The 25828-nt window shown below is 37.1% G+C and carries 26 protein-coding genes; 20 read left to right on the top strand and 6 right to left on the bottom strand.

The genetic code is table 11. The features are described from left to right. Window positions 1-106: 106 nt before the first annotated feature. Window positions 107-1609: a M20/M25/M40 family metallo-hydrolase gene (locus CA834_RS12740; protein WP_394346597.1), complete on the top strand. Its 1503-nt coding sequence runs from the start codon at window positions 107-109 to the stop codon at window positions 1607-1609. A 41-nt stretch (window positions 1610-1650) separates the two neighbouring features. On the opposite strand, the gene metK is transcribed toward CA834_RS12740, so the two are convergent. Further along, window positions 1651-2904 (bottom strand): methionine adenosyltransferase, encoded by a 1254-nt coding sequence (metK, locus tag CA834_RS12735; protein ID WP_094969100.1) that lies wholly within the window; start codon window positions 2902-2904, stop codon window positions 1651-1653. Between the two features lie 270 nt (window positions 2905-3174). Here metK and CA834_RS12730 point away from each other — a divergent pair, with 270 nt between their 5' ends. Continuing rightward, window positions 3175-4272: an acyloxyacyl hydrolase gene (locus CA834_RS12730; protein WP_094969099.1), complete on the top strand. Its 1098-nt coding sequence runs from the start codon at window positions 3175-3177 to the stop codon at window positions 4270-4272. A gap of 53 nt (window positions 4273-4325) precedes the next feature. Next, window positions 4326-5042 carry a head GIN domain-containing protein gene (locus CA834_RS12725; RefSeq protein WP_094969098.1) on the top strand — a complete coding sequence of 239 codons (717 nt, stop codon included), beginning with the start codon at window positions 4326-4328 and terminating at the stop codon, window positions 5040-5042. Here the strand turns inward: CA834_RS12725 and gldA are convergent. Further along, the gene (gene gldA, locus CA834_RS12720) at window positions 5035-5928 is read right to left on the bottom strand and encodes a gliding motility-associated ABC transporter ATP-binding subunit GldA (protein WP_094969097.1); all 894 of its coding nucleotides are present in this window, start codon (window positions 5926-5928) and stop codon (window positions 5035-5037) included. The two genes, CA834_RS12725 and gldA, sit on opposite strands and share 8 nt — an antisense overlap. Window positions 5929-6166: 238 nt before the next feature. Between gldA and CA834_RS12715 the strand changes: the two genes are divergently transcribed. From CA834_RS12715 to CA834_RS12700, 4 genes are read left to right on the top strand one after another with little or no spacing between them, the layout of a single operon-like run. Then, window positions 6167-6994: a prephenate dehydratase gene (locus CA834_RS12715; protein ID WP_094969096.1), complete on the top strand. Its 828-nt coding sequence runs from the start codon at window positions 6167-6169 to the stop codon at window positions 6992-6994. Next, window positions 6991-8133 (top strand): pyridoxal phosphate-dependent aminotransferase, encoded by a 1143-nt coding sequence (locus CA834_RS12710; RefSeq protein WP_094969095.1) that lies wholly within the window; start codon window positions 6991-6993, stop codon window positions 8131-8133. The genes CA834_RS12715 and CA834_RS12710 overlap by 4 nt, the downstream gene beginning before the upstream one ends. 5 nt (window positions 8134-8138) lie before the next feature. After that, window positions 8139-8990 (top strand): prephenate dehydrogenase, encoded by an 852-nt coding sequence (locus CA834_RS12705; protein WP_094969094.1) that lies wholly within the window; start codon window positions 8139-8141, stop codon window positions 8988-8990. 29 nt (window positions 8991-9019) lie between these two features. Further along, window positions 9020-10102 carry a bifunctional 3-deoxy-7-phosphoheptulonate synthase/chorismate mutase type II gene (locus CA834_RS12700; protein ID WP_094969093.1) on the top strand — a complete coding sequence of 361 codons (1083 nt, stop codon included), beginning with the start codon at window positions 9020-9022 and terminating at the stop codon, window positions 10100-10102. Window positions 10103-10139: 37 nt separating this feature from the next. On the opposite strand, the gene CA834_RS12695 is transcribed toward CA834_RS12700, so the two are convergent. Next, the gene (locus tag CA834_RS12695; RefSeq protein WP_094969092.1) at window positions 10140-10625 is read right to left on the bottom strand and encodes a hypothetical protein; all 486 of its coding nucleotides are present in this window, start codon (window positions 10623-10625) and stop codon (window positions 10140-10142) included. A gap of 81 nt (window positions 10626-10706) precedes the next feature. Here CA834_RS12695 and rsgA point away from each other — a divergent pair, with 81 nt between their 5' ends. The 6 genes from rsgA (at window position 10707) to rlmN (ending at window position 15969) form a co-directional block, all read left to right on the top strand. Beyond that, a complete protein-coding gene (gene rsgA, locus CA834_RS12690; RefSeq protein ID WP_094969091.1) occupies window positions 10707-11657 on the top strand; it encodes a ribosome small subunit-dependent GTPase A in 951 nt (316 codons plus the stop codon). Continuing rightward, window positions 11654-12106: a D-aminoacyl-tRNA deacylase gene (gene dtd, locus CA834_RS12685; RefSeq protein WP_094969090.1), complete on the top strand. Its 453-nt coding sequence runs from the start codon at window positions 11654-11656 to the stop codon at window positions 12104-12106. Before rsgA ends, dtd begins: the two co-directional genes overlap by 4 nt. Before the next feature lies 1 nt (window position 12107). After that, a complete protein-coding gene (locus tag CA834_RS12680; RefSeq protein WP_094969089.1) occupies window positions 12108-12434 on the top strand; it encodes a nucleotide pyrophosphohydrolase in 327 nt (108 codons plus the stop codon). A gap of 31 nt (window positions 12435-12465) precedes the next feature. After that, window positions 12466-13698: a 3-phosphoshikimate 1-carboxyvinyltransferase gene (locus CA834_RS12675; protein WP_094969088.1), complete on the top strand. Its 1233-nt coding sequence runs from the start codon at window positions 12466-12468 to the stop codon at window positions 13696-13698. A 92-nt stretch (window positions 13699-13790) separates the two neighbouring features. Beyond that, window positions 13791-14840, top strand: coding sequence for a tRNA preQ1(34) S-adenosylmethionine ribosyltransferase-isomerase QueA (queA, locus tag CA834_RS12670; protein ID WP_094969087.1), 1050 nt, complete (start codon window positions 13791-13793; stop codon window positions 14838-14840). An 88-nt stretch (window positions 14841-14928) separates the two neighbouring features. Beyond that, window positions 14929-15969, top strand: coding sequence for a 23S rRNA (adenine(2503)-C(2))-methyltransferase RlmN (gene rlmN, locus CA834_RS12665; RefSeq protein WP_094969086.1), 1041 nt, complete (start codon window positions 14929-14931; stop codon window positions 15967-15969). A gap of 36 nt (window positions 15970-16005) precedes the next feature. Here the strand turns inward: rlmN and CA834_RS12660 are convergent, their stop codons facing one another. Beyond that, window positions 16006-16935: a T9SS type A sorting domain-containing protein gene (locus CA834_RS12660; protein ID WP_094969085.1), complete on the bottom strand. Its 930-nt coding sequence runs from the start codon at window positions 16933-16935 to the stop codon at window positions 16006-16008. A gap of 184 nt (window positions 16936-17119) precedes the next feature. Here CA834_RS12660 and CA834_RS12655 point away from each other — a divergent pair, with 184 nt between their 5' ends. The 5 genes from CA834_RS12655 (at window position 17120) to dnaG (ending at window position 22833) form a co-directional block, all read left to right on the top strand. Further along, the gene (locus CA834_RS12655; protein WP_094969084.1) at window positions 17120-18097 is read left to right on the top strand and encodes a polyprenyl synthetase family protein; all 978 of its coding nucleotides are present in this window, start codon (window positions 17120-17122) and stop codon (window positions 18095-18097) included. A 118-nt stretch (window positions 18098-18215) separates the two neighbouring features. After that, on the top strand, window positions 18216-18779 hold the full coding sequence (locus tag CA834_RS12650; RefSeq protein WP_094969083.1) for an RNA polymerase sigma factor: 564 nt from the start codon (window positions 18216-18218) through the stop codon (window positions 18777-18779). Continuing rightward, window positions 18766-19548, top strand: coding sequence for a hypothetical protein (locus tag CA834_RS12645; protein ID WP_094969082.1), 783 nt, complete (start codon window positions 18766-18768; stop codon window positions 19546-19548). Before CA834_RS12650 ends, CA834_RS12645 begins: the two co-directional genes overlap by 14 nt. Before the next feature lie 84 nt (window positions 19549-19632). Beyond that, window positions 19633-20736 carry a hypothetical protein gene (locus CA834_RS12640; protein WP_094969081.1) on the top strand — a complete coding sequence of 368 codons (1104 nt, stop codon included), beginning with the start codon at window positions 19633-19635 and terminating at the stop codon, window positions 20734-20736. Window positions 20737-20853: 117 nt separating this feature from the next. After that, the gene (gene dnaG, locus CA834_RS12635; RefSeq protein WP_094969080.1) at window positions 20854-22833 is read left to right on the top strand and encodes a DNA primase; all 1980 of its coding nucleotides are present in this window, start codon (window positions 20854-20856) and stop codon (window positions 22831-22833) included. Here dnaG and CA834_RS12630 read toward each other — a convergent pair. Together CA834_RS12630 and nadE are read right to left on the bottom strand one after the other, a co-directional pair. After that, window positions 22826-23455 (bottom strand): response regulator transcription factor, encoded by a 630-nt coding sequence (locus CA834_RS12630; protein ID WP_094969079.1) that lies wholly within the window; start codon window positions 23453-23455, stop codon window positions 22826-22828. The two genes, dnaG and CA834_RS12630, sit on opposite strands and share 8 nt — an antisense overlap. A 133-nt stretch (window positions 23456-23588) precedes the next feature. Continuing rightward, window positions 23589-24377 carry an NAD(+) synthase gene (gene nadE / locus CA834_RS12625; protein ID WP_094969078.1) on the bottom strand — a complete coding sequence of 263 codons (789 nt, stop codon included), beginning with the start codon at window positions 24375-24377 and terminating at the stop codon, window positions 23589-23591. An 82-nt stretch (window positions 24378-24459) separates the two neighbouring features. Between nadE and gldB the strand changes: the two genes are divergently transcribed. Then, on the top strand, window positions 24460-25425 hold the full coding sequence (gldB, locus tag CA834_RS12620) for a gliding motility lipoprotein GldB (RefSeq protein ID WP_165764802.1): 966 nt from the start codon (window positions 24460-24462) through the stop codon (window positions 25423-25425). After that, the gene (gene gldC, locus CA834_RS12615; protein ID WP_094969077.1) at window positions 25425-25760 is read left to right on the top strand and encodes a gliding motility protein GldC; all 336 of its coding nucleotides are present in this window, start codon (window positions 25425-25427) and stop codon (window positions 25758-25760) included. Before gldB ends, gldC begins: the two co-directional genes overlap by 1 nt. Window positions 25761-25828: the final 68 nt, after the last annotated feature.

The raw sequence follows: 25828 nt of genomic DNA, 5'->3' as shown, positions 1-25828 counted from the left end.
GGCTTTTTTATGGATTAAATTGTATTTTAGAGCTTTTAAAACATAAGATCAAATGAAGTTTATTCGAATTATTCTACTCTCATCAGCTTTATTATCATTTACTGTTATGTCTTCTCAAGATACAACAGCGCTTATCGATGCTATGGTAAAAGAAGCTAACGAAAACTCCCAATTAGAGCGATTAGCTCATGAAATGTTAGATGTCATCGGTCCACGGCTGGTAGGAACACCTCAAATGAAAAAAGCTCATGATTGGGCGGTGAGCACCTTCAAGTCTTGGGATGTTGATGTTAGGAATGAGAAGTGGGGTGAATGGCGCGGTTGGGAACGCGGCATTACCCATATTGATATGCTCGAGCCCAGAGTACAGACCTTACAAGGTATGCAGCTAGCATGGAATCCAAGTACTGGGTCAAAGGGTGTAAAGGCGGAGGTCATTACCTTACCAAATAAGATTATCGATTCCATGGATTTCCAAAAGTGGTTACCAAGTGTTAAAGGTAAATTGGTAATGGTTTCTATGAAACAACCAACAGGACGTCCAGACTACAATTGGGAGGAGTTTGCCACTGAAGAGTCCTTTGAGAAAATGAAAAGTGAACGTGAAAAACAAACGGAAGAATGGCGTCAAAACATAAGAAATACAGGCTATAATTCAAGGTCTATAATTGGAGCATTGGAAGAGGCCGGAGCTGTAGGTATCATTTCTTGTAATTGGTCGCGTGGTTTTGGGGTTAATAAAATTTTTAGTGCGCGAACAAAGGCCATTCCCACTGTAGATGTAGAGCTAGAAGACTATACGATGCTATACCGCCTCGCAGAATATGGTGATAAACCAGTTGTTAAAATTGTTGCTGAATCCAAAGAACTGGGAAGAGTACCAACATTTAATACTATTGCAGAACTAAAAGGAACTGAAAAGCCCAATGAATATATTGTGTTATCGGCACATTTTGATTCTTGGGATGGGGCGACCGGAGCAACCGACAATGGTACAGGGTCCCTTGTTATGCTTGAAGCTATGCGATTATTGAAAAAATTCTACCCAAATCCTAAGCGCACCATCCTTGTAGGTCTATGGGGGAGTGAAGAGCAAGGATTAAATGGCTCCAGAGCCTTTGTTGAAGATCATCCTGAGGTGGTGGACGGGTTGCAGGCCTTATTCAATCAAGACAATGGTACTGGACGTGTGGTGCGTATTTCCGGTGGAGGCTTTCTTAATTCATACGACTACATTTCACGATGGTTGTATCCTGTTCCGGAAGATATCAAAAAACATATTGAAACTGATTTTCCTGGTATGCCGGGAGGTGGCGGTTCTGATTATGCCTCTTTTTTAGCAATGGGAGCACCAGCTTTTAATTTAAGTGCGCTTAATTGGTCTTATTGGAATTACACTTGGCATACCAATAGAGATACCTATGACAAAATTGTTTTTGATGATGTGCGAAGTAATGCCATTCTTACGGCAATTCTAGCTTACATGGCGTCCGAAGATCCAGAGAAAAGTTCTAGACAGAAAATAGTGCTCCCAATAAATCCAAGGACAGGAGAACAACGAAGTTGGCCTTCACCAAGATCTCCGCAGCGAGATGGTATGAAGAATTAATAAAAAAAGCCTTTCAAACGAAAGGCTTTTGTTATACAGATTTAAAGACCAAAGGCTGTCTTAACCTTGTCTACATAATCTAGTTTTTCCCAAGTGAATAACTCTACATCTAGGGTTATGGTTTCACCATCTGGTTGTTGGAATGTTTTTGTGACAATTTCGTTAGTACGCCCCATATGGCCATAGGCTGCTGTTTCGCTATACATGGGCTGACGTAGTTTAAGGCGTTTCTCTATGGCCGCTGGTCGCATATCAAATAGGTCAGTTACCTTTTGTGCAATTTCCCCATCGGTTAAATTGAAGGGACATGTTCCATAAGTGTCAATAAAAATACCCATAGGCTCTACAACACCAATGGCATAAGAGACTTGTACCAATACTTCATCACACAATCCTGCGGCAACCAAATTCTTGGCGATATGGCGCGTGGCATAAGCTGCACTTCGATCTACCTTACTTGGGTCTTTACCAGAAAAGGCACCACCGCCGTGTGCGCCTTTGCCTCCATAAGTATCTACTATGATTTTTCGTCCCGTTAATCCAGTATCTCCATGAGGACCGCCAATAACAAATTTACCCGTAGGGTTTATGTGGTAAATAATAGCATCGTTGAATAAAGGTTTAATATGATCAGGTACTTTTTCAATAACCCGTGGGATAAGAATGGATTTTATGTCAGCTCGAATTTTCTCCAACATGGCCTGTTCTTCACCAAATTCATCATGTTGGGTTGAAATGACTATAGAATAAATACGTTGAGGTGTATTGTCATCACTGTACTCAATAGTAACTTGGCTTTTAGAATCTGGCCGTAAATAGGTAATATCCTTGTTTTCGTGTCTTAACGCAGCTAATTCTTTTAAGATAAGGTGCGATATATCTAATGCCAGAGGCATGTAATTATTGGTTTCACGGGTTGCATAACCAAACATCATACCTTGGTCGCCAGCACCTTGCTCATCTTTAGTGGCACGGTCAACACCCCGATTGATGTCTTCAGACTGTTCGTGTATCGCAGAAAAGACACCGCAAGAGTTGCCATCGAACATATATTCGCCCTTAGTATAGCCAATCTTATTGATAGTGTCTCTTGCAATTTTTTGTACATCTAGATAGGTGTTAGATTTCACCTCGCCGGCCAGTACTACTTGTCCGGTGGTTACTAAAGTCTCACATGCGACTTTAGCATCAGGGTCAAAGGCCAAAAAATTATCAATTAAGGCATCGCTAATTTGGTCTGCAACTTTATCGGGGTGACCTTCAGAAACACTTTCTGAAGTAAATAAATAGGGCATAAATCAAAATTTTAAGTCATAATTAATTATAAGGTAAAATTTGAAGATTGCAGATTGCTAGAGAAGTAGTGTTGATACTGCTTTAGCATTTTTTTTAGAGGTTGCAATCAGATCAAATTTTTCCTCTTTTACTAATTGCAGCAAAAGTAAAAAATTTAAAAGAAACAATAGGTGATAACAGATATTATTCTGCGTATAACTGGACTAATTAATCATTTTTAAGCCTTCTAATTTGTTTATTGTTTTATTTTTGCCACCAATAAAACTGAAATGAAGTATCCCTGGCTTTTTTGTGTCTTTCTTGCTTTTGGATTAACACTTCACACCCAAGAGAAAGATAAAGCGGCTTCCTATTTTGACCTCAACTATTTTACAGGGACTATTGCTTTACACAACAGTAGTATACTGCACTTAATTAGCGGTTACCCCGAAGGCCTTATTTTGAGCTGGAATAAAAAAACATTCGGAGACGAAGCTTGGCAGCAGCGCTTTAATTACCCCGATTTTGGGGCTTCTTTTATATATCAGGATTTAAAGGACGATAGACTTGGCGAAATGTATGGATTGTATGCACATTATAATTTTTATTTCCTTAAACGGAGCTTAATGATTAGGATAAGTCAAGGTCTTGCCTATACCACAAACCCATATGATAAAATTGACAACCCAAAGAACGTCGCTTTTGGTTCAGACCTCTTAAGTTCTACGTATTTAATGCTTAATTATAAAAGGGAACATATTTTTAAGCGCCTTGGATTTCAAGCTGGAATTTCACTCATCCATTATTCCAATGCCAACGTAAAAGCGCCAAACACAAGTGTGAATACAGTGGCAATTAATGTTGGACTTAATTATAATCTAGAAGATAAAATTACAGCGTATACTAAAAATTTATCTGACGAGAAATTTACGGAACCGATAAGATATAATATTGCGTTTAGAACAGGGATTAATGAGAGCGATGTCATTGGAAGCGGACAGTTTCCATTTTATATTTTGTCAGCTTATGCAGATAAACGGTTAAGTCACACAAGTGCTTTACAATTTGGGATAGACGCCTTTTTCTCTAATTTTTTAAAGGAATTTATTTATTACAAATCTATTGCTTTTCCAGCGGAAAATGTCAGCGGAAATGAAGATTGGAAGCGTGTAGGGGTTTTTATAGGTCACGAACTTTTTATGAATAAAATATCTCTTGTAACTCAATTGGGTTATTATATATATTATCCATTCGATTTTGAAGGAAGAACGTATTTTAGGGTTGGGTTAAAACGATATTTTGGTGAAAAAATATTTGCTGCAATAACCCTAAAATCTCATGGCGCTAAGGCAGAAGCTGTTGAATTAGGAATTGGAATTAGATTGTGAAATTAGATTTGAAACATAGAATGTTATTTGTCATCAAAATAAGTGTTATAGCGATGACCCTCACTACTTGTGACAGTGAAGATGCTATTAATTGTTTTCAGACAGCTGGAAATATTGTACAGGAAGAATTTAGCGTAGCGCCGTTTGAACGTATACTTGTTAACAGGGATATTGAGCTAATTATTAAGGAATCGCCGAGTATTAAGGTTACCGTTGAGACGGGTGAGAACTTGTTAAATGATATAGATGTGGAGGTTATTGGGGACCGTTTGGTATTGACTGATAATAATACATGTAATTTAGTAAGGGGTTACGGTATTACTAAAATTTATATCGAAGCGCCTAATCTCACAGAGGTAAGGTCATCAACGCAATTCACAGTAAGATCTGATGGGCCATTGAATTATAATACACTTACGTTGATTTCAGAGGATTTTATAGAAGAAACAGATTTTAGTGTTGGTGACTTTAGAGTGCATGTTAATTCTGAAAATGTCAATATCCTATCAAATGGTATATCCCTATTTTTTATAGATGGTCATGTAGAAAATTTAGATATCGGTTTCTTTTCGGGAGCAAGTAGATTTGAAGGTGCCAATCTCGTGGCGCAGCATATCAATATTTTCCATCGTGCCAGTAATGATATGATTGTAAATCCACAGCAATCTATTACTGGTGAATTAAGAGGGACAGGCGACGTCATAGTACTTAACGAGCCACCTAATGTGGATGTGCAGGAGTTTTACACTGGGCAATTAATTTTTAACTAGTAAGGTCTCTGAATAAACTTTCCAGACTAGTATTCTTTTGGTTAAGTTGGAGTATTTTAAGTGCATTGTCATGGGCAAAATCGAATACATGAGAACGCATATCCTGGTCAGTTGAAAAGGTGATTTCGTATATGAAATCACGCGTATTGACAACTGAAGAAACTTTTGGAAGTTTAAGCAAAAACGTGTCTTCCACCCGATAATCAAATTCAACCACTACTATTTGTGCGTTTCCTTCCCGCAAATCCTTTAAATACTTATCCGCAACTACCTTACCCTTATCAATAATGATTACGCGATCACACATTGCTTCGACCTCCTGCATAATGTGTGTAGACAGGAACACTGTTTTTTCCTTACCAATACTTTTAATGAGATGCCTAATATCAACCAATTGATTTGGGTCTAGGCCTGTTGTTGGTTCATCCAAAATGAGAACATCTGGGTTGTGCAATAAGGCATTGGCCAAACCAACACGTTGCCTATAACCTTTAGAAAGTAGGCCAATTTTCTTATGGGCCTCGGAAGTTAACCCTGTCAATTGAACGACCTCATCAATTCTAGACTTAGGGACTTTATAAACCTCGGCATTAAAGGCTAGGTATTCTTTTACATATAAATCGAGATATAATGGATTATGCTCAGGAAGGTAACCCACGCTCTTTTGAACTTCTTTCTTTGATGCACTCACGTCAAAACCGTTAACTTTGGCCTTGCCATCAGTAGCTTCAAGATAGGTTGTTAATATCTTCATCATTGTAGATTTTCCAGCACCATTTGGTCCAAGAAAGCCCACGATTTCAGCCTTTTTTATTTTAAACGAAACGTCACTAAGGGCCACTTGGTTTTTGTAACGTTTTGTAATATTTTCTACTTCAATAGACATGCTTAGCTAAGTTTTTGGTAAAAATAATCATTTACAATATGATGAAATATAAAATTTGATTTAATGGGTTTTGTATTTACATAATAATAGTTACTTTAGCTGTCTAATTGTAATGATGAATACAACAAAAACATATTATAACTGGTTTTATTTCTTTTATTCTAAAGGAAACGAGGCTTAATATGTTTTATTAAAATAAAAATCTATAAAGTCTCGATATAATCGAGACTTTTTTATTATGACCAAACCAATAGCGATACAAGGGATAAAGGGTTCGTTTCACCATGAAGTTGTACAGCACTATTTCAATGACAGTGCAGCAGTCGAGGAGTGTATGTCTTTTGATGGTGTTATAGAAAGTCTATTAGAGGGTAGTTCTGATGAGATTGTTATGGCTATAGAGAATTCAATAGCAGGTTCGATAATTCCAAATTACGCACTCATAGATAATAATAACTTAAACATAGTAGGGGAATATTATTTGGATATCCAACATCATTTAATGGCACTACCTGGTCAATCTATTGCAGATATATCTGAGGTTCATTCCCACCCTATGGCTTTATTGCAGTGTAAGATGTTTTTAAAGGACCTACCGCATATTAAATTGGTTGAGGCCAGGGATACAGCGGAGGTTGCTAAGCAAATTGCCGAAAAAAACGTGAAGCATATCGCCGCTATCGCGAGTAAGAAGGCTGCTGAGCTATATAAACTCTCAGTCTTGGCAGAAAGTATTCAAACCATAAAACATAACGAAACACGCTTCGTAATAGTTAAAAGAGAGACAGAAAACAACGATTTTACCCGGATGGACAAGGCATCTCTTAAATTTGTTTTGGACCATAAACGCGGAAGTTTAGCCACAATACTTAATGTCTTGAGCGATTGTAAACTAAATTTAACAAAGATTCAATCCTTGCCAATTATGGACACACCATGGAAATATGCCTTTTTTGTGGACGTGACTTTCAAAGATTACAAAGATTACAGCAAGGCCAAATCCTTAATGGAAATTATGGCAGAAAATTTTAAAGTGTTAGGTGAATATAAAAATGCGAGACTATGATTGAAGTGGCTAATAGGCTAAAACACGTTGAGGAATATTATTTTTCAAAGAAATTAAGGGAAGTGGCACTTTTAAAGGCTCAAGGAAAGCCTATTATAAATTTGGGGATTGGAAGCCCTGATTTAGAGCCGCCATTTAAGGCAACCATGTTACTTCAGGATAGTTTAATAGATGAAGGCGCCAATAAATATCAAAGCTACCAGGGCTTGCCTGAGTTGAGAGAGGAAATTTCAAACTTTTATAAAAAACGGTATAAGGTTAATTTAAGCTCCCAGACAGAGGTATTACCATTATTAGGAAGTAAGGAGGGTATTATGCATATTTCCATGGCTTTTCTTAATCCAGGAGATGAGGCTCTGGTTCCAAATCCAGGATATCCAACCTATGCTGCAGTAACAAAATTGTTAGAGGCTACTCCTGTCTATTACGATTTAAAGGAAGAAAACCATTGGTTGCCAGACTTTATTGCTTTGGAACGCATGGATCTCAGCAAGATAAAAATTATGTGGGTTAGTTATCCCCATATGCCAACTGGCGCTAATGCGAGCAATAAATTCTACGACGAGGTTATTGCCTTTGGTAAGCGGCATGATATTCTCATTGTCAACGATAACCCATACAGTTTTGTGCTAAATGACAAGCCAATAAGCATTATGCGCTACCGAGATGCAAAGCGTGTTTGCCTAGAGCTAAACTCATTGAGTAAAACCTTTAATATGGCAGGTTGGCGCGTTGGGATGCTTGTTGGGAGTTACGACTATGTCAGTGCTGTCTTAAAAGTGAAGAGCAATATCGATTCTGGTATGTTTTACGGTATTCAGAAAGGCGCTATTGAAGCCCTAAAATCTTCTGACCTTTGGTATGTAAGTTTAAATAACGTTTATCAACAAAGAAGAAAAATGATTTGGAAATTGGCAGAGGGGCTCAACTGTACATTCGATAAGGATACCTCTGGATTATTTGTATGGGCAAAGCTGCCACCACATTTAAAATCAGAGGAATTTACGGATTTAGTTTTAAAAGAGTACTCCATTTTTATAGCACCAGGAACAGTTTTTGGCAGTAATGGCGAAGGTTACGTTAGGTTTTCACTCTGTGCTTCCGAAGATGCTATTGCTGAAGCTTTAGAAAGAATTTAGGAAAGATGAAGAATGTTTTTATAATAGGTGTTGGATTAATTGGCGGAAGTTTCGCTTTGGGTATCAAAAAAAATTATCCATCGGTTATAATCAGTGGAATTGATTCTAATGAAGCACACTTGGATGAAGCCTTGAAATTAGGGGTCATCGATGTTAAAGAAACTTTTGAAGCTCTTAAAAAGGCGGATATGGTTATAATTGCTATTCCGGTAGATGCCACTTTAGAGGTATTGCCCAATGTCTTGGATAAGATTTCCGATGATACCGTGGTGTTTGACGCAGGCTCCACTAAGGAAGATATTTGTCTTAGGGTAAAAAATCATCCAAAGCGTAGAAATTATTTAGCGGCCCATCCAATTGCTGGAACAGAATTTTCTGGGCCAAATGCCGCTATCCATAACCTCTATGAGCACAAAACCAATATCATTTGTGAGGTTGAAGAAACAGCCTTTAAACTTCAGGAAAGAGCGCTCAAATTGTTTTCTGACCTAGGAATGCGTATAAGGTATATGAATCCCAAGGCCCACGACAAGCATATAGCCTACGTATCGCATTTGTCCCATATTAGTGCTTTTATGTTGGGTAAAACCGTTATTGAAAAGGAAAAAAACGAACGTGACATCTTCGACATGGCTGGCAGTGGTTTTGAAAGTACGGTGCGATTGGCAAAAAGTTCACCTGCCATGTGGACACCAATTTTTAAACAGAACAAGACCAATGTGGTAGAGACTTTGGAAGAATATATAAACAATTTGAAGCATTTTAAGGATTTAATAGAAAATGAAGATTTTAGTGCGGTTTACCATGAGATGGAATCCACAAATTATATAAAACACATACTTAAAGGAATACAATAAAAATTTAGAAAAAGAGATTAATTAGCATTATGGAAAACAAAAAACAATTGAGACACTGGTTAGATGCCATGGGTTTAGACCATCCCTTGGTTATTGCAGGACCGTGTAGTGCAGAAACGGAAGAACAAGTATTAAATATAGCGCATCAGTTAAAAGAAAGTGATGCCACGGTTTTTAGGGCAGGTATATGGAAGCCAAGAACACGACCTGGAAATTTTGAAGGTGTTGGTGCCTTGGGCTTGAAGTGGTTGCAAAAGGCAAAACAAGAAACAGGTTTAATGATAACCACTGAGGTCGCAAACCCCCACCATGTAGAGCTTGCGCTAGAGCATGATGTAGATATTTTTTGGATCGGCGCCAGAACTACCGTAAGCCCATTCATCGTTCAAGATATTGCAGATGCTTTAAGGGGTACAAATAAACCAGTACTCATTAAAAATCCCGTAAATCCAGATTTATCACTTTGGTTGGGGGCAGTAGAGCGTTTTTACAAGGCAGATATCGAGAATCTTGGGGTCATTCATAGAGGGTTTTCAACATATGAAAAAACAAGGTATAGAAATAATCCAGAATGGCAGATTGCTGTAGACCTACAAAACCGCTTTCCTGACTTACCATTAATTTTAGACCCTTCGCACATAGCTGGTAGGCGAGATATTATTTTTGACTTAAGTCAGACGGCTTTGGATTTAAATTATGATGGTCTCATGATTGAAACACATCACGATCCAGATAATGCTTGGAGTGATGCGGCACAGCAAATAACACCAAAGGAATTAATAAAATACACAGAAGACTTAAGGATTAGAAAGGAGTCTGGCGATGACGCTGCCTTTACCAACAAGATAAATACCTTAAGGACCAAAATTGATGTTATTGATCATCAATTGATTGAAATATTGGGAAAACGGATGAAAGTTGCAGATGACATCGGTCAATTAAAAAAGGACCATAATGTCGCCGTTCTTCAATCTAAGCGTTGGAATGAAATCTTGGGTAAAATGATTTTAGAGGGAGAGGAGAAAAACTTAAGCGAAGAATTTATCCTGAGAATGTTCAAGGCTATTCACCAAGAATCTATAAACCACCAAGAGGACATTATAAATCACTAGATAAGACGAAAAAGGCTCGCAAAATGCGAGCCTTTTTTTACTGCTGTTTGGGGCGTTTAAAAATATAACGCGTTACAAAAATACCTTGGCCGTCGTCTTTCCCGGCATCACTTTCAGAACTGCTGCTTACAAAAGCAAGTTCCCAGCCCTTGTCTGCCATAGCAATGAGCTTAGAGGTAATTACGGCGTCATTGGCAACGATATTTTGAAAACGAATACCACCAATATTATAGAAGTTAAGCAACTTGGTTTCTTCAAAATCCTTAACGCGTATATCACTGCGTTTAGATTTGTTTCTGCTATCCTCGTTTTTATCACTGGAGCGTTCAGAGGTGTAGTCGTCGTAATCCCTGCCGACATTAGATGAAATTAATCGAGAACGTCCTAGGCCATTGGGTACAATGGATTCCACGCTTGTGACAACTCGGTATTCTACTCCTGTTGAGGGTTGGTCTGACTTTATAAATGAATAAGAGATAAAGCCTGTGATTATAACAGCAATGAGTAAAGTGGATTTTTTCATAGTATATGATTTTTGTTATATACTCTCAAATTAGTGATTTTTTTGTTAAATGTTGTTTCTTTGTTATATCAAAATTAGTTGATGATAGGAACGGTTTATAAATCTACAGGTAGTTGGTACAACGTAAAAACCTTGAACGGAAAATTTTATGAATGTAGGATCAAGGGTCGCTTTAGATTAGAAGGCATCAAGAGTACCAACCCTATAGCTGTTGGGGATGTGGTGGAGTTTGATTTAGAAACCAAGAACAACACCGAAACAGGGGTTATAAAGCGTATTGAAGAACGCAAAAATTATATAATTAGACGGTCGGTTAATCTATCAAAACAAACCCACATTATAGCTGCTAATATTGACCAGGTTTTTTTGTTGGTCACCATAAATAACCCACCAACATTAACCAGTTTTATAGATCGTTTTTTAGTCACGGCAGAGGCTTATTCCATCAAAACGATTCTGCTTTTTAACAAGATAGATACCTACGATGATGAAGCCATTCTTGAAGTAAAATATCTAGCGAGTATTTACCGAGAAATAGGCTATAACTGCATTGGTATCTCTGCTAAGACAGGCAAAAATATTGATAAGGTAAAGCTGTTAATGGAAGGGAAAGTAAATATGTTCGCAGGCCATTCAGGGGTTGGCAAGTCAACATTGATTAATGCTATTGAGCCTAGCTTAGATTTAAAAACAAGAGAGATTTCTGAACAGCATATGCAAGGACAGCATACCACTACCTTTGCGGAAATGTTCGATTTGAGCTTTGATGCTAAAATCATAGATACTCCGGGTATTAAGGGTTTTGGTGTTGTAGACATGGAAAAGGAAGAAGTGGGGGATTATTTTCCTGAATTCTTCAAATTAAAGGAACATTGTAAGTTCAATAATTGCCTCCATGTTAAGGAGCCTAAATGTGCCGTAAAAGACGCGCTTGAGAATGACAAAGTATCATTTTCCAGATATAGAAGTTACCTTCAGATCCTAGAGGGCGAAGACGAGAACTACAGAACCGATAATTGGGATATGGAATGAGGGTAGTGATACAAAGGGCTTCTCAATCATCAGTGAAGATTGATAATAAGCAGGTGGCCTCTATGGAAAATGGTCTTTTGGTCTTACTCGGTATAATTGATGACGATACCTGGGAGGATATTGATTGGTTGTGTAAAAAAATTGTCAATCTTAGGATTTTTCCAGACGAAGAAGGTATTATGAATAAATCTATTTTGGAGGTTGATGGGGATATTATTGTTGTAAGTCAATTTACCCTCCATGCGAGTACAAAAAAAGGGAATAGACCTAGTTATATAAAGGCTGCAAAACCAGAAATTGCCATTCCATTATATCAGAAATTTAACCAAACTCTAGAGACATATCTGGGTAAACCAGTCCAGACTGGTATATTTGGTGCAGATATGAAGGTACAATTGGTTAATGATGGTCCTGTTACCATAATTATAGACTCAAAAAACAAAGAGTAGTATGAATATTAGAAATGCACAGCAAGCAGTAGACAATTGGATCAAGGATCACGGAGTTCGCTATTTTAATGAACTAACGAATATGGCCCAACTCACCGAAGAAGTTGGTGAGGTGGCCAGAATAATAGCACGTCGCTATGGTGAACAAAGTGAAAAGGACAGTGACAAGGACAAGGATTTGGGGGAGGAATTGGCAGATGTTGTGTTTGTGGTGCTCTGTTTGGCCAACCAAACAGGAATAGATTTAGAAGCGGCTTTTGATAAAAAGTTGGATAAAAAAGCAAATCGAGATCATGATAGGCACCATAATAACGAGAAATTAAAGTAGCTTTACGTCTTAAGTCTAGACCGTTTCATTTATGGACATTAGTATCCAAAAGTCAAAATTACTAAATCACCAACATATTCAAATAACTGGATCTAAGAGTGAGTCTAATCGCTTATTGCTTTTACAAGCTTTATATCCAAATGTTAGTTTACAAAATCTATCAAATTCAGATGATACTCAATTGATGGGTAAAGCCTTGACCTCTACTTCGGATATTATAGATATCCATCATGCGGGCACTGCAATGCGTTTTCTTACTGCTTATTTTGCAATTCAAGAGAATAGGGAAGTTGTTTTGACAGGGTCTTCACGTATGCGCGAACGTCCGATAAAGATTTTAGTGGATGCGCTGCGTGAACTTGGAGCGGATATTGCATATATGGAAAATGAAGGGTTCCCGCCCTTAAGGATAAAAGGAAAGACATTAACCAAAAGTAAAGTATCGCTAACAGCAAATGTTAGTAGTCAGTATATTTCTGCCCTGTTATTGATAGGGTCTAGCCTGCCACAAGGTTTAGACTTATCATTAACAGGAAAAGTAACATCCGTTCCCTATATACACATGACGCTCAGTCTTCTTAAGCAGTTAGGCGTTCAAGCTTACTTTAAAGAGAACCGTATTCAAATAAAACCTAAAAGTATGCCGGTTACGTCCTGTAGTTTTGAGGTAGAATCAGATTGGTCATCGGCTTCCTATTTCTATAGTATTATCGCTTTGAGTAAAGTAGGAACAGAGATAACTTTGTCCACCTATAAAAAAGAATCATTACAAGGAGATTCTAAGCTAGCTTCAATTTACCAAGGTTTTGGTGTTGAGACGGAATTTAAAGGGACGACTATTAAAATAAAAAAAACTCTGGCTCAAGATACGAGATCAAACATTCGATTAGACCTTAGCGATGCACCAGATATAGCTCAGACTATAGCTGTAACAGCTTTTGGATTAGGTGTAGCATGTCAATTAAATGGTCTTCATACACTTAAAATTAAAGAAACAGATAGACTTGAAGCTTTACAAACCGAATTGCAAAAATTAGGAGCGAATATTGCTATTACTGAGGAATCCCTGAAATTGGAACCTTCAGTTACTATTAATAGTAATGTGTCTATAGCAACCTATAGCGATCATAGAATGGCTATGGCTTTTGCACCTTTAGGATTACTGGTTCCGATATCATTTCAAAATGCTTACGTGGTAACCAAGTCCTATCCAAATTTTTGGGAAGACCTTAGATCAATTGGCTTTCACATAACTTCCGTATAGCCTTTTAGACTTAATTTTAAAATAATTACCGCTTTCCTTGACAACCCCCCTATTGAGATTGTATATTTGCACCTTGCAAAAAAAATCCATTTATGAAATTATCACACTTTAATTTTAACCTTCCACCAGAATTATTAGCAGAGCATCCAGCAGAACATAGAGATGAGTCTAGGTTAATGGTCTTGAATAGGGAAAAACAAACCATAGAGCACAAACTTTTTAAGGATGTTATAGACTATTTTGATGAAGGTGATGTGATGATTCTCAATAATACTAAGGTTTTTCCAGCACGTTTATTTGGAAATAAGGAAAAAACGGGTGCTAGGATAGAGGTATTTTTACTCCGTGAGTTGAACCAAGACCAGAGACTATGGGATGTCTTGGTTGACCCAGCTCGAAAAATAAGAATAGGTAACAAATTATATTTTGGCGAGGACGAAACTTTGGTGGCTGAAGTCATTGACAATACCACATCTAGAGGTAGAACCCTGCGTTTTTTGTACGATGGTTCTTATAACGATTTTAGAAGAAAACTAACTGAACTTGGAGAGACCCCATTGCCCAAATATATAAAACGCGATGTGGAGCCAGAGGATGAAGACCGCTATCAAACCATTTTTGCCAAAAATGAAGGTGCCGTGGCAGCCCCCACAGCTGGACTTCACTTTTCAAAGCATTTATTAAAGCGTTTAGAAATTAAGGGTGTTGAAATGGCAGAGGTAACCCTTCATGTTGGTCTTGGCACATTTAATCCGGTCGAAGTTGAGGATTTGTCAAAACACAAAATGGACAGTGAAGAAATTGTTATAGATGAACGTGCAGCGGCCATTGTTAATAAAGGTATCGAAAATAAAAAGCGTGTTTGTGCTGTAGGTACCACATCCATGCGAACCATAGAAAGTTCAGTATCTTCTAATGGCAGATTGAATCCCTATGATGGCTGGACCAATAAGTTTATTTTTCCGCCTTACGAGTTTAGTATAGCAAATAGTATGATCACCAATTTTCATACACCAAAATCAACTTTGCTAATGATGATCTCTGCTTTTGCAGGTCATGAGTTTGTAAAGCATGCCTATGAAGTCGCTGTTAAGGAGAAATATAGATTTTACTCCTATGGGGATGCTATGTTGATTATATAAGTAAAAAGATTGATTATAATTATAAAGCCTCCCTAAACAAGGAGGCTTTTCTGTTTTAAGGACGGCATAATAACTACCTTTGTCTTTTATGGATGTTAAAAAGAAAGATATACGGGCATTAACGAAGGAGCAATTAAGGGCTTTTTTCGTAGAAAAGGGAGATAAGGCGTTTAGAGGAAATCAGGTCTATGAATGGCTATGGCAAAAAGCTGCTTATAGCTTTGATGACATGACCAATATTTCCCTAGAAACACGTCAAATGCTTGAGGCTAATTTTGTAATCAACCACATTAAGGTAGACCAAATGCAGCGCAGTGGTGATGGCACGATAAAAAATGCCGTTAGACTCCATGATGATTTAGTAGTAGAATCTGTATTAATCCCCACAGCAAATCGCACTACAGCCTGTGTCTCTTCACAGGTTGGATGTAGCTTAGATTGTAGGTTTTGTGCAACAGCCAGATTAAAACGAATGCGAAACCTAAATCCAGATGAAATATATGACCAAGTCGTAGCTATTGATAATGAAAGTAGATTGTACTATAACAGACCATTGAGCAATATTGTCTTTATGGGCATGGGAGAGCCTCTTATGAATTACAATAACGTTCTTAAAGCTATAGATAAAATTACATCTCCAGAAGGCTTGGGGATGTCGCCAAAACGAATCGTCGTCTCTACCTCAGGTGTGCCCAAAATGATAAAAAAATTAGCTGACGATAAGGTGAAGTTTAAACTTGCCGTTTCTCTTCACTCTGCCATTGATGAGGTGAGAACATCTATTATGCCATTTAATGCAACCTTTCCCTTAAAGGATTTGAGAGAAGCCTTAGAATACTGGTATGCCAAAACTAAAAACAGGATTACCTATGAATATGTAGTGTGGCAAGGTATTAATGATGATAAAAAACACGTCGACGCCTTGGTGGATTTCTGTAGGTTTGCACCTAGCAAGGTCAACCTCATTGAGTATAACCCTATAGACGACGGCGAATTTCAACAAGCCGATTCCGAAGCTATAGATATGTATGTTAAGGTCCTAGAAGCCAATAATATTACAGTAACCGTTAGACGAAGTAGAGGAAAGGATATTGACGCAGCTTGCGGCCAATTGGCCAATAAGACTTAAAAAAGCGGCAAATAGCCGCTTTTTTATCAATATAAATTAATTCTTCAAAAATTTAATAGTTTTCGAATAATCATTTGTACTTATTCTTGCTAAATAAATACCATCTGACAAGGAAGTTAAGTCAATAGATTCAAAACGAGTTGATAGAGACATGTTCATGACACGATTTCCTATAATAGAATAAATCTCAATATTCTTCATTGGGGCTATTGAGGACTCTAGATTCAAGGATTTCGTTGATTTTTCGTAATAAAATGAAAAAGAATTTTGTTCAAAAGCATCAACCGATAAATTTTCATCATTTGTTCTAAAATTATCTATATACGCAGACCCGCCAAAATTATCATGAGAAAATCTAACTTGCTCCACGTCATCCGCTAAAATTACGGTACCAGTACTTATTTGTGTGTCGTCTAAAAAAAAGTTAATAGTTGAACCATTTATTTCCATTCGAACATTGTACCAAGTATCAATGGCCCAACTAACTCCTGTGTCATTTCTTACAACAGTACCTAGGCCGTCATCCACTAAGACAAAAATATTACCCTGGAAATCAAATTCAAACCAAGCAATAAATGATCCCGCAGTTGAATTAACAAGTCCGAACAAAAAATTTGAACTATTGGCATCTTGTTGGGTGATATTTATGTCTGCAGAAAAGGTGGAACCATCCTGAGCTACTGGAACACTATAATCATAAAAGGCCCCAACAATGGCATTTGCTTGACCTGGAAAAGCAGTCTCTTGAACAATTTTTAGAGCGAAGGAACCGTCAGTTGCCAATTCATCAGAGACAACCTGGTTGGTTATAAAAGTTCCAGGTCCAGTACCCGTAGTTACCCAACCATTTTGAGTATTTATATCTCCAAGGCTGTAACCCTCCGATGCCTCAAAGGAAATCGTTTGCTGGGCGGAGCACAATAAAAGGGTAAATAAAAAAATAAAAACTAATGTAATTTTTTTCATAAGCTCGATATTTAAAATATGTGAAAAATAGTATTACTAAAGTTACAATTTATTTTGATTAGTTTACGTGAACCTTATAATTTTCGCAAATTAACAATTGTAAAAGGCATTATTCGTAATTTCGCAGTTCTATATCGTTTATTAGCTCGTAAATTCATGAAATATCAGGATTTGGAACTCTAAAATGAAAATCACCGAACAAATAAAACAGCCCATAGCTTATGAAATGGAACTCTTTGAACAGAAGTTTCAGCTCGCTATGGCCAGTAAGGTAGCACTTCTTAATCGCATTACGCATTACATAGTCAACCGAAAAGGAAAGCAAATGCGTCCTATGTTTGTGTTTTTGGTAGCCAAAATGGTGAACAATGGCGAAATCAGCGAACGCACCTATAGAGGAGCATCTGTGATAGAGTTGATCCATACAGCTACCTTGGTGCATGATGATGTTGTAGATGATAGTAATAGGCGTCGTGGCTTTTTCTCCATAAATGCACTTTGGAAAAATAAGATTGCTGTATTGATTGGGGATTATTTGTTGTCAAAAGGGCTTTTAATGTCAATAGATAACAACGATTTTGACTTGTTGAAAATAATTTCCGTAGCTGTCCGGGAAATGAGCGAAGGCGAGTTGCTTCAAATTGAGAAAGCTAGGCAACTTGATATCACAGAAGATATTTATTATGATATTATAAGACAAAAAACAGCCACACTCATTGCCGCTTGTTGCAGTTTGGGAGCAGCATCCGTAAAACCAAATTCTAACGAAGTAGATACTATGAGAAAATTTGGTGAGTTCATTGGGATGGCCTTTCAAATCAAAGATGATTTATTCGATTATGGTAAAGAGGCTATTGGAAAACCCACTGGTATTGATATCAAAGAACAAAAAATGACTTTACCGCTTATTTATGTCTTAAATACCTGTTCTAAAAAAGAAAAGGCTTGGCTCATTAATTCCGTGAAGAATCATAACAAGGATAAAAAACGGGTCAAGGAGGTTATTGCTTTTGTAAAGGCACACGGTGGCCTTGAGTATGCGGTTGAAAAAATGAAATTCTTCCAAAAAGAAGCTATGGCCTTGTTGTCTGTTTACCCCGATTCATCATACAAATCTTCACTTATGCTCATGGTCGACTATGTAATTGACCGGAAAAAGTAGTTATAAGAGTCTATTTTTTAGGCCATTGCATTTTTTTTAGTAAAAAATTAATTACCCAGACAACCATTTGATGATTTAATGCGTCTATACAAATAGAAGCACAACTGTAAAACGTAGAATGAAAGTTATTCAACTTCATAAGAACGAAACACAACTGATACAAAGAGCCGCGAAAAACAATCGTGAAGCACAACATGTGTTGTACGAATTGCATTCGCCTAAAATGTTAAGTGTGTGTAGGTATTACATTAAAGATGTGCATCAAGCAGAGGAGGTAATGCTCAATGGGTTTTTTAAGGTGTTTAAATATCTAAAGACCTTTAAAAATGAAGGAAGTTTTGAAGGCTGGGTAAGACGCATTATGGTGAGAGAAGCTATTTCGTATTTAAGACAGAAAAAGACTATTGAATTTGCTGCTGAGGACGAATATATTGAACGGGATTATTCTAATAATATTAAGTCTAATATTGAAGTTGCAGAAATACAACAACTCATAGATAGTTTGCCAGAAGGTTATAGAATGGTGTTTGTAATGTATGCGATTGAAGGGTATAAGCATAGCGAAATTGCAGAATTACTCAATATATCAGAAGGGACATCTAAATCACAATTGTTTAAAGCGAGACAGATGCTTCAGAAAAATATTAAAGAATTAAATAAGAGCAACTATGGCACCAATTAAATTTGAAGAACAGTTAAAGGAAAAGCTAGAAAAGCGTACTTTATCACCATCAGAAGGAAGTTGGTCTAAGTTGGCTGAACGTTTAGGTACCGAAGAAGGAAGGAGCAAAAAACCATTCTATTGGTGGTTAGGTGTTGCTGCTGGTTTGGTTATTTTAATGGCAGTTACCATTCAGTTTTTCAATAATGAAGAGAATGAAGCCATCATACCAACCCTGGTTGAAGAAGAGGTTGAAACTACGCCAAAAAAACCCACCGATATCATAGTTGATGAGGTAAAAACGAATGCTGTAGTTGCTACGGATGAAACGTCTAACAATAAAAATAATGAATCAACAACGACTAAAGCACCCTTAACAGACTATAAAAAGACAGTGCAAAATCAATCAAAAAGTCAGACAAAGATTGCCGGAAATAGAAGTTCACTAGATGATAAGTTAACTACTCGAAAAGGCCAAAAGCCCAAACAAGATATGCAAAATGTTATTGGCGAAGATGAGTTAAGAGAAAGCGTGGCTGCAACGTTAAAGAATTTTAGATCAGAAACTAAGCCAGTTACGGATAGGGAAGTAGATTCACTTTTAAAAATGGCAAATAAAGAACTGTTAAAAGGTAAATTTTTAAAGGATGCTTCAAGAACGGTAGATGCGACTTCCTTATTAATAAGTGTAGAAGATGAAATGGGTGAATCCTTTAGGACTAAAGTATTTGAAGCGCTTAAAGATGGTTATGAAACTATTAAAACGGCAGTTGTGCATCGTAATCACTAAATCGTCCTGGTCTTATAAATCTAAAAAACATTTTCGTTCAGAATCAAATTAAAATAATTATAAATCATCAAAAAACGAACAGTTATGAATACAATTACTAGAGTACTAGTCCCTTTTGTTTTATGCTTAGCCTTAAGCACTATTAACGCTCAGGAGATAAAGAAAGACTCCATTATGGATGCCACTGAGTCTAAAAAGCAAAAAGAAATAAGTAAACTTGAGGAATTAAAAAAAGACATTGAAAAAGAAGAACGCGAATTGCTGAAGTCAGATATTGAGTTGATCAATAAACGTTTGGATAACGGTAAGATTACGGCAGCAGAAGCAGAGCAATTAAAGAAAGATGCCGCAAAAAAAAGAGCAGAGAACATAGAAAATAGATTAGCAATTGTAGATAACAAAATTGCGCTGGTGGAGCGCAATGGAATCTACTATGAGGGTAAAGAAGATGGTACCCAATTGATTGTAAGAATTGGAGGCGATGAGGAAACCAATGACAGTTTTATTTATATTGGCGAAAAGGAGTATGATAAACCTAGAAAATATGATAGAAGGACAGTAGAAGAAAATGTCTTTGCTATCGGGTTTAATAATACACTTATTGATGGCCAAAACCTTGATGACTCACCTTATAAATTGGGTGGCTCAGGATTTATAGAATGGGGTTTTTCATGGAAAACACGACTTTTAAATAACTCAAATTTTTTGAGAGTAAAGTATGGTCTTTCCATTCAATGGAATAAGCTTGATATTAAGGATAACAATTATTTTGTCAATGTAGATGATGAAATTTTACTTCAGGAATTTCCTCAGGAATTGGATAAGGCCAAATTTAGAGCTACAAATATTGTGATTCCTTTACACTTTGAATTTGGACCATCAAAAAAAATAGAGCGCGATAACTATTTCAGATATTCTACGAGAAATCAATTTAAAATTGGCTTAGGAGGTTATGCAGGATTGAATGTGTGGAATATGCAAAAATTGAAATATAAAGATGATGGAAATCGAATAAAAAATAAACAGCGTGGTGGTTATGAAGTAAGTGAATTTATTTATGGATTAAGTGGGTATGTCGGTATTGATGATGTAGCGCTTTATGTAAAATATGATCTTAACCCGCTATTTAAGAACCAAGCAGTCGATCAGAATAATATTTCATTTGGTGTACGGTTTGATATAGACTAAATCAATTAATTTTGAGTGTTAGGAGCCTTGTCTGTTTTTCGGACAAGGCTTTTTCATTTATCGTTTCTACTAATGTAATTTTATCTTAATTTTACACCTCTGCTAAAAACCCAAAATTTGATTTCACAAAACACCATAGCACAAGTATTTGAAACCGCTCGCGTAGAAGAGGTTATAGGTGATTTTGTTCAGCTTAAAAAATCGGGAAGTAACTACAAGGGTCTAAGTCCGTTTAGTGAAGAGCGTACACCAAGCTTTATGGTGTCTCCCGTAAAGCAGATATGGAAGGATTTCTCTTCAGGTAAAGGAGGTAATGCCGTTACGTTTTTAATGGAACACGAGCATTTTACCTACCCTGAGGCCATTAAATACCTCGCAAAAAAGTATAATATTGAAATAGAAGAGACTCAGCGAACGGATGAGGAAAAGGCGCAAGCTGACGCACGCGAGAGTCTCTATTTGGTTAGTGAATATGCTAATACCTACTTTCAAAGAATATTGCACACTACTGATAAAGGTAGGGCCATTGGTCTAAGTTATTTCAAAGAGCGCGGGTTTACCGAAGAGACCATAAAAAAATTCCAATTGGGCTACTCTCTCGATGAATGGCAAGCCTTTACAGATGACGCCTTGGGCAAAGCATATAAGCTTGAATTTTTAGAAAAAACGGGTCTTACTATTGTAAAGGAGCAAAAGCACTTTGATAGGTTTAAAGGCCGCGTTATGTTTCCCATTCATAGCATGAGTGGTAGGGTGCTCGGTTTCGGCGGCCGTATTTTAACCAGCGATAAAAAAGCGGCCAAGTATTTAAATTCTCCTGAGAGCGACATCTATCACAAGAGTAAGGTGTTATACGGCTTATATTTTGCCAAGCAAAATATTGCTAAAGAAGATAATTGTTATTTAGTGGAAGGTTACACGGATGTGATTCAATTTTACCAAACAGGGGTTAAAAACGTAGTCTCCTCTTCTGGTACGGCCCTCACGCCAGAACAAATCCGATTGATCAATAGATTAACCAATAATATTACCGTGCTTTTTGATAGCGATGCAGCCGGTATAAGAGCGTCTTTAAGGGGTGTTGATTTGATTTTGGAACAGGGTATGAACGTTAAGGTTTGTACGTTTCCTGACGGAGAGGACCCAGATAGTTTTGCAAGGGAAAACACCCTTGAGGAGCTGACCGTTTATCTCCAGGAAAACACAAAGGATTTCATTCAATTTAAGGCATCTTTATTGGTTAGGGAAGCTCAGAATGACCCTATAAAAAAAGCAGAAACCATAAGGGAGATTGTTAATAGTATTGCTAAAATACCTGACCCTATTAAGCGCGAAATCTATATTCAGGAGTGTGCCCAGATTATGGATATTAGCGAGAATGTTCTGTTTAGTACCCTTGCCCAAATTAACAAAAAGGAGTATCAAGACGCCAATAAAAAATACAAAAAGGACCAAAGGGCCTTTGAGGTGGTCAGGAATGAAGAAGTAGCCAGACCTAAAATAGATATTCAATTTGAGCTAGAACAGAAAATCATTCAAATTTTAATGCTTTACGGTAATAGGGAAGAAGAATTTGAAGATTTAATCTTAAAAGAAGATGAGGTTTCGGGCGACTTAATTTTAGAACCGGTAAAACAAGCAGCAAAGGTATTTGAAAAGATTTATTTAGATCTTCAGGAAGACGAAATGCAATTTACCAATGAAGGTTTCAAGACACTTTATTATAACATTATAGATAGATTACACCAAGATGAGCAGTTTTCCACTAAGGATTTTATCAATCAGCTCGATCAAAATTTAGCGAGTACGGTAACGAGCATTCTAATGGAGGATGAGAAGTATAATCTTCACGACTGGCATCGCAATAATATCATTCCCAAAGGAAAAGAGGATACCATCGCGCAATTGGTAAGTCAGACAATCTTAAGCTTAAGATGTCACCTTATTGATAAAAAAGTTGCCGAATACAAAGAGGAGACACTTAAGGAGGATGCTAATTCTAAGACTATAATTGAAGACGTCAAAGACTATCTCGGTCTTAAAATGTTGCTGTCGCGTAAATTAGGTAAGGTTGTTGGTGGTCAAGCGGTTAAGTAAGGTTATGGTGTTTTGCCTGATGTATCAGGTCAACAATATTAGTCACATTAAGCTTTTTAAATAAGCGCGCCTTGTAGGTGCTGACGGTTTTCTCATTAATATCTAACTCCTCTGCAATTTCCTTATTCTTGCGTCCTATTGAAAGTAATTTTAAAACTTCAACCTCCCGTGTGGACAGCTTTTTAAAAAGTCTGCTTCTGCTCTTACGCGTGTCTTCATACCTGAGATGCTTGTCCATTTTTTCACTTAAGGACGTCTCGCCGTTATAAATTTTTCGCACGGCAGCTTCAATATCCTCAACACTGGCCTTTTTGTTGAGGTAACCTGAAGCGCCAGCCTTTATAGTACTTATGGCATAGATTTCCTCTGGTTGGTGGCTGAACATAAGGACTTTTATATTTTTGTTTTCTTTTTTTATTGCACGAAGTGCTGTTATACCGTTGAGTTCAGGTAAATCTATCTCAGAGATAATAACATCTACGGGGTTGCGACGAATAAAATCAAATATCTCAATGCCGCTTCCTAGGCTTCCAACAACGTTGATGTCAGGCTTGTTATTAAAATAGAGCTCTAGTCCGGTCCTTACAATAGGATGACTATCGACAATCAATAATTTTATCATGATATTTGATTTTGTTTAGTTAGGGTTAAAAATCGAATAACTGAAGTTAAGTATAGCGAGTTTAGGAAACGCGTTAAACAAAAATAATTAAAAATTTAACAGTTTGGCTTTATTTTTTCATAAAAAACAACAACTATTTAAAATTATTGGGAATTTCGCAAATTGGAATAGGAATCATCTTATGTTTGTTTGACTTATGGAACTTCATAAAGATGTTAAACACCTCACGTTCCCTATCTGTAAAATCGTCTGCAGTTTTGCCCTCATCTTTCATTTTCATGGCCCATTCCAATTCAGGATAAGACGCTCCTATTTGATCTTCATCTGTACGATCGTCTCCCCAAAGACCATCGGTTGGTGGTGCTACGATAATTTCCTGATTGATACCTAAATATTTGGCAACTTCATAGACTTCAGATTTTAATAAATCGGCAATGGGGCTCAGATCTACCCCACCGTCACCGTACTTGGTATAAAAGCCAACACCAAAGTCCTCTACTTTATTGCCGGTCCCAGCGACAAGAAGTTTCTCCAATGCGGCAAAATAATACAGCGATGTCATTCGTAGTCGCGCGCGTGTATTGGCTAAGGACATAAAGCGACTTTCTTCATTTTCAACTTTTGGTAGGACTTCAACCAAACCGTCAAAAACAGGGGTAAGATTAACTTTAGTCATCCTTACTAGTGGATATTTGGATTGCAGCCATTCTATATGGTTTAGTGCCCTGGAGACCTGATTTTCTGATTGATGAATAGGCATTTCAAGACATAAAACCTCTAATCCGGTTTTTGCACACAGCGTCGAGGTAACCGCAGAATCAATTCCGCCAGAAATTCCAATGACAAAACCTTTTACCTTTGCATTAATAGCATAATCCTTTAACCATTTAACAATGTGGTCAACAACCTTTTCCGTTTGCATAATGTGTTTAAATTTTAGGCAAAGAAGTGTACCTTTGCACAACAAAAATAACGGAATAGTGTTAGGATTAAAAATGTTTTGTATGTCGTCTTTGAGAATAATGTTGGCGCTAGCCATTAGCCTGTTTTGCTGGTCTTGTGATGAGGATTCCAAAATTGAAGAAGAAATTTCTAAAGTTAACGTAAACTTTGGGGTAGAGCGTTTTGATAGCGCATTCCAAAACGCGTCACCAAAGGACCTGCCAAAACTCAAAATGGATTATCCCTTTTTATTTTCCAAGCATATTGCGGATTCCATATGGGTAAAGCGAATAACAGATTCGCTTCAAAATGAGTTGCTTGCTGAGGTGAGTAAGGAGTATAGTAATTTTGCGAAAACGAAAGCCGAGCTCAATCAATTATTTCAACACCTAAAGTTTTACGATAAAACATTTGCTGTGCCTAGAGTTGTCACTTTAACAAACGATGTCGCTTACAGGGACAAAACTATCGTTACCGATACCATTATTTTAATAGCACTAGACAACTATTTAGGGCAAGACCACAGATTTTACCAAAACATTCCAAAGTATATTACGGCTAATATGGAACCAAAAAATATAGTCCTTGATGTTGCTGAAGGTTATGCGAAAAAATATATTTCTCAAATTCAAAGAAAGAGATTTCTGGATGAAATGATTTATCAGGGTAAATTACTCTACTTTAAGGATGTAATGATTCCGTTTAAAACAGATTTTGAAAAAATAGGTTATACGGCTGATCAATTAAAATGGGCGGAAGCCAACGAGGATCCAATTTGGAGTTACTTTGTTGAGCGCGAATTGTTGTACAGCACCGATGGAAAACTCGTGAATAGATTCATAGCAGATGCGCCTTTTTCTAAATTTTATCTCGAATTGGACAATGAATCCCCAGGGCGTCTAGGTCAATACATAGGTTGGCAGATTGTAAAAGCTTATGCCGAACGAACTGGTGAAGATCTGTTCAAGATTTTGGCAACAGAACCAGAGGAAATTTTTATTAAATCAAAATTTAAACCTAAAAAATAATGGCTAATACCATAACATCAAAAATTGAATTGATTGTGGAACTCGATGAAAACAGAGTTCCGGAGAAACTCCATTGGTCTGCTGAAGATGGTGGTATAACTAACGAGGAAGCAAAGGCCGTGATGCTTTCAGTATGGGATAGCAAAGCCCAGGAAACCTTAAAAATAGATTTATGGACTAAGGATATGCCTGTGGATGAAATGAAATTATTTTTTCATCAAACCTTAGTCACCATGAGTGATACATTTATGCGCGCTACACAAGATGAGAAAATGACGGCGACCATGAAAGATTTTTGTGATTATTTTGCAGACAAACTAGAACTCAAAAAGTAACCGTAGTTTAATATTTACTTAATGATAAGCCTCTACGGCTTATTTATTTTTGTACTGCTATTAATCAC

Origin of the sequence: Winogradskyella aurantia, assembly GCF_002266855.1 — a bacterium.
Lineage (GTDB): Bacteria > Bacteroidota > Bacteroidia > Flavobacteriales > Flavobacteriaceae > Winogradskyella > Winogradskyella aurantia.
Note: the sequence above shows the minus strand (reverse complement) of the source record. Positions and strands in the feature narration are given on the sequence as shown.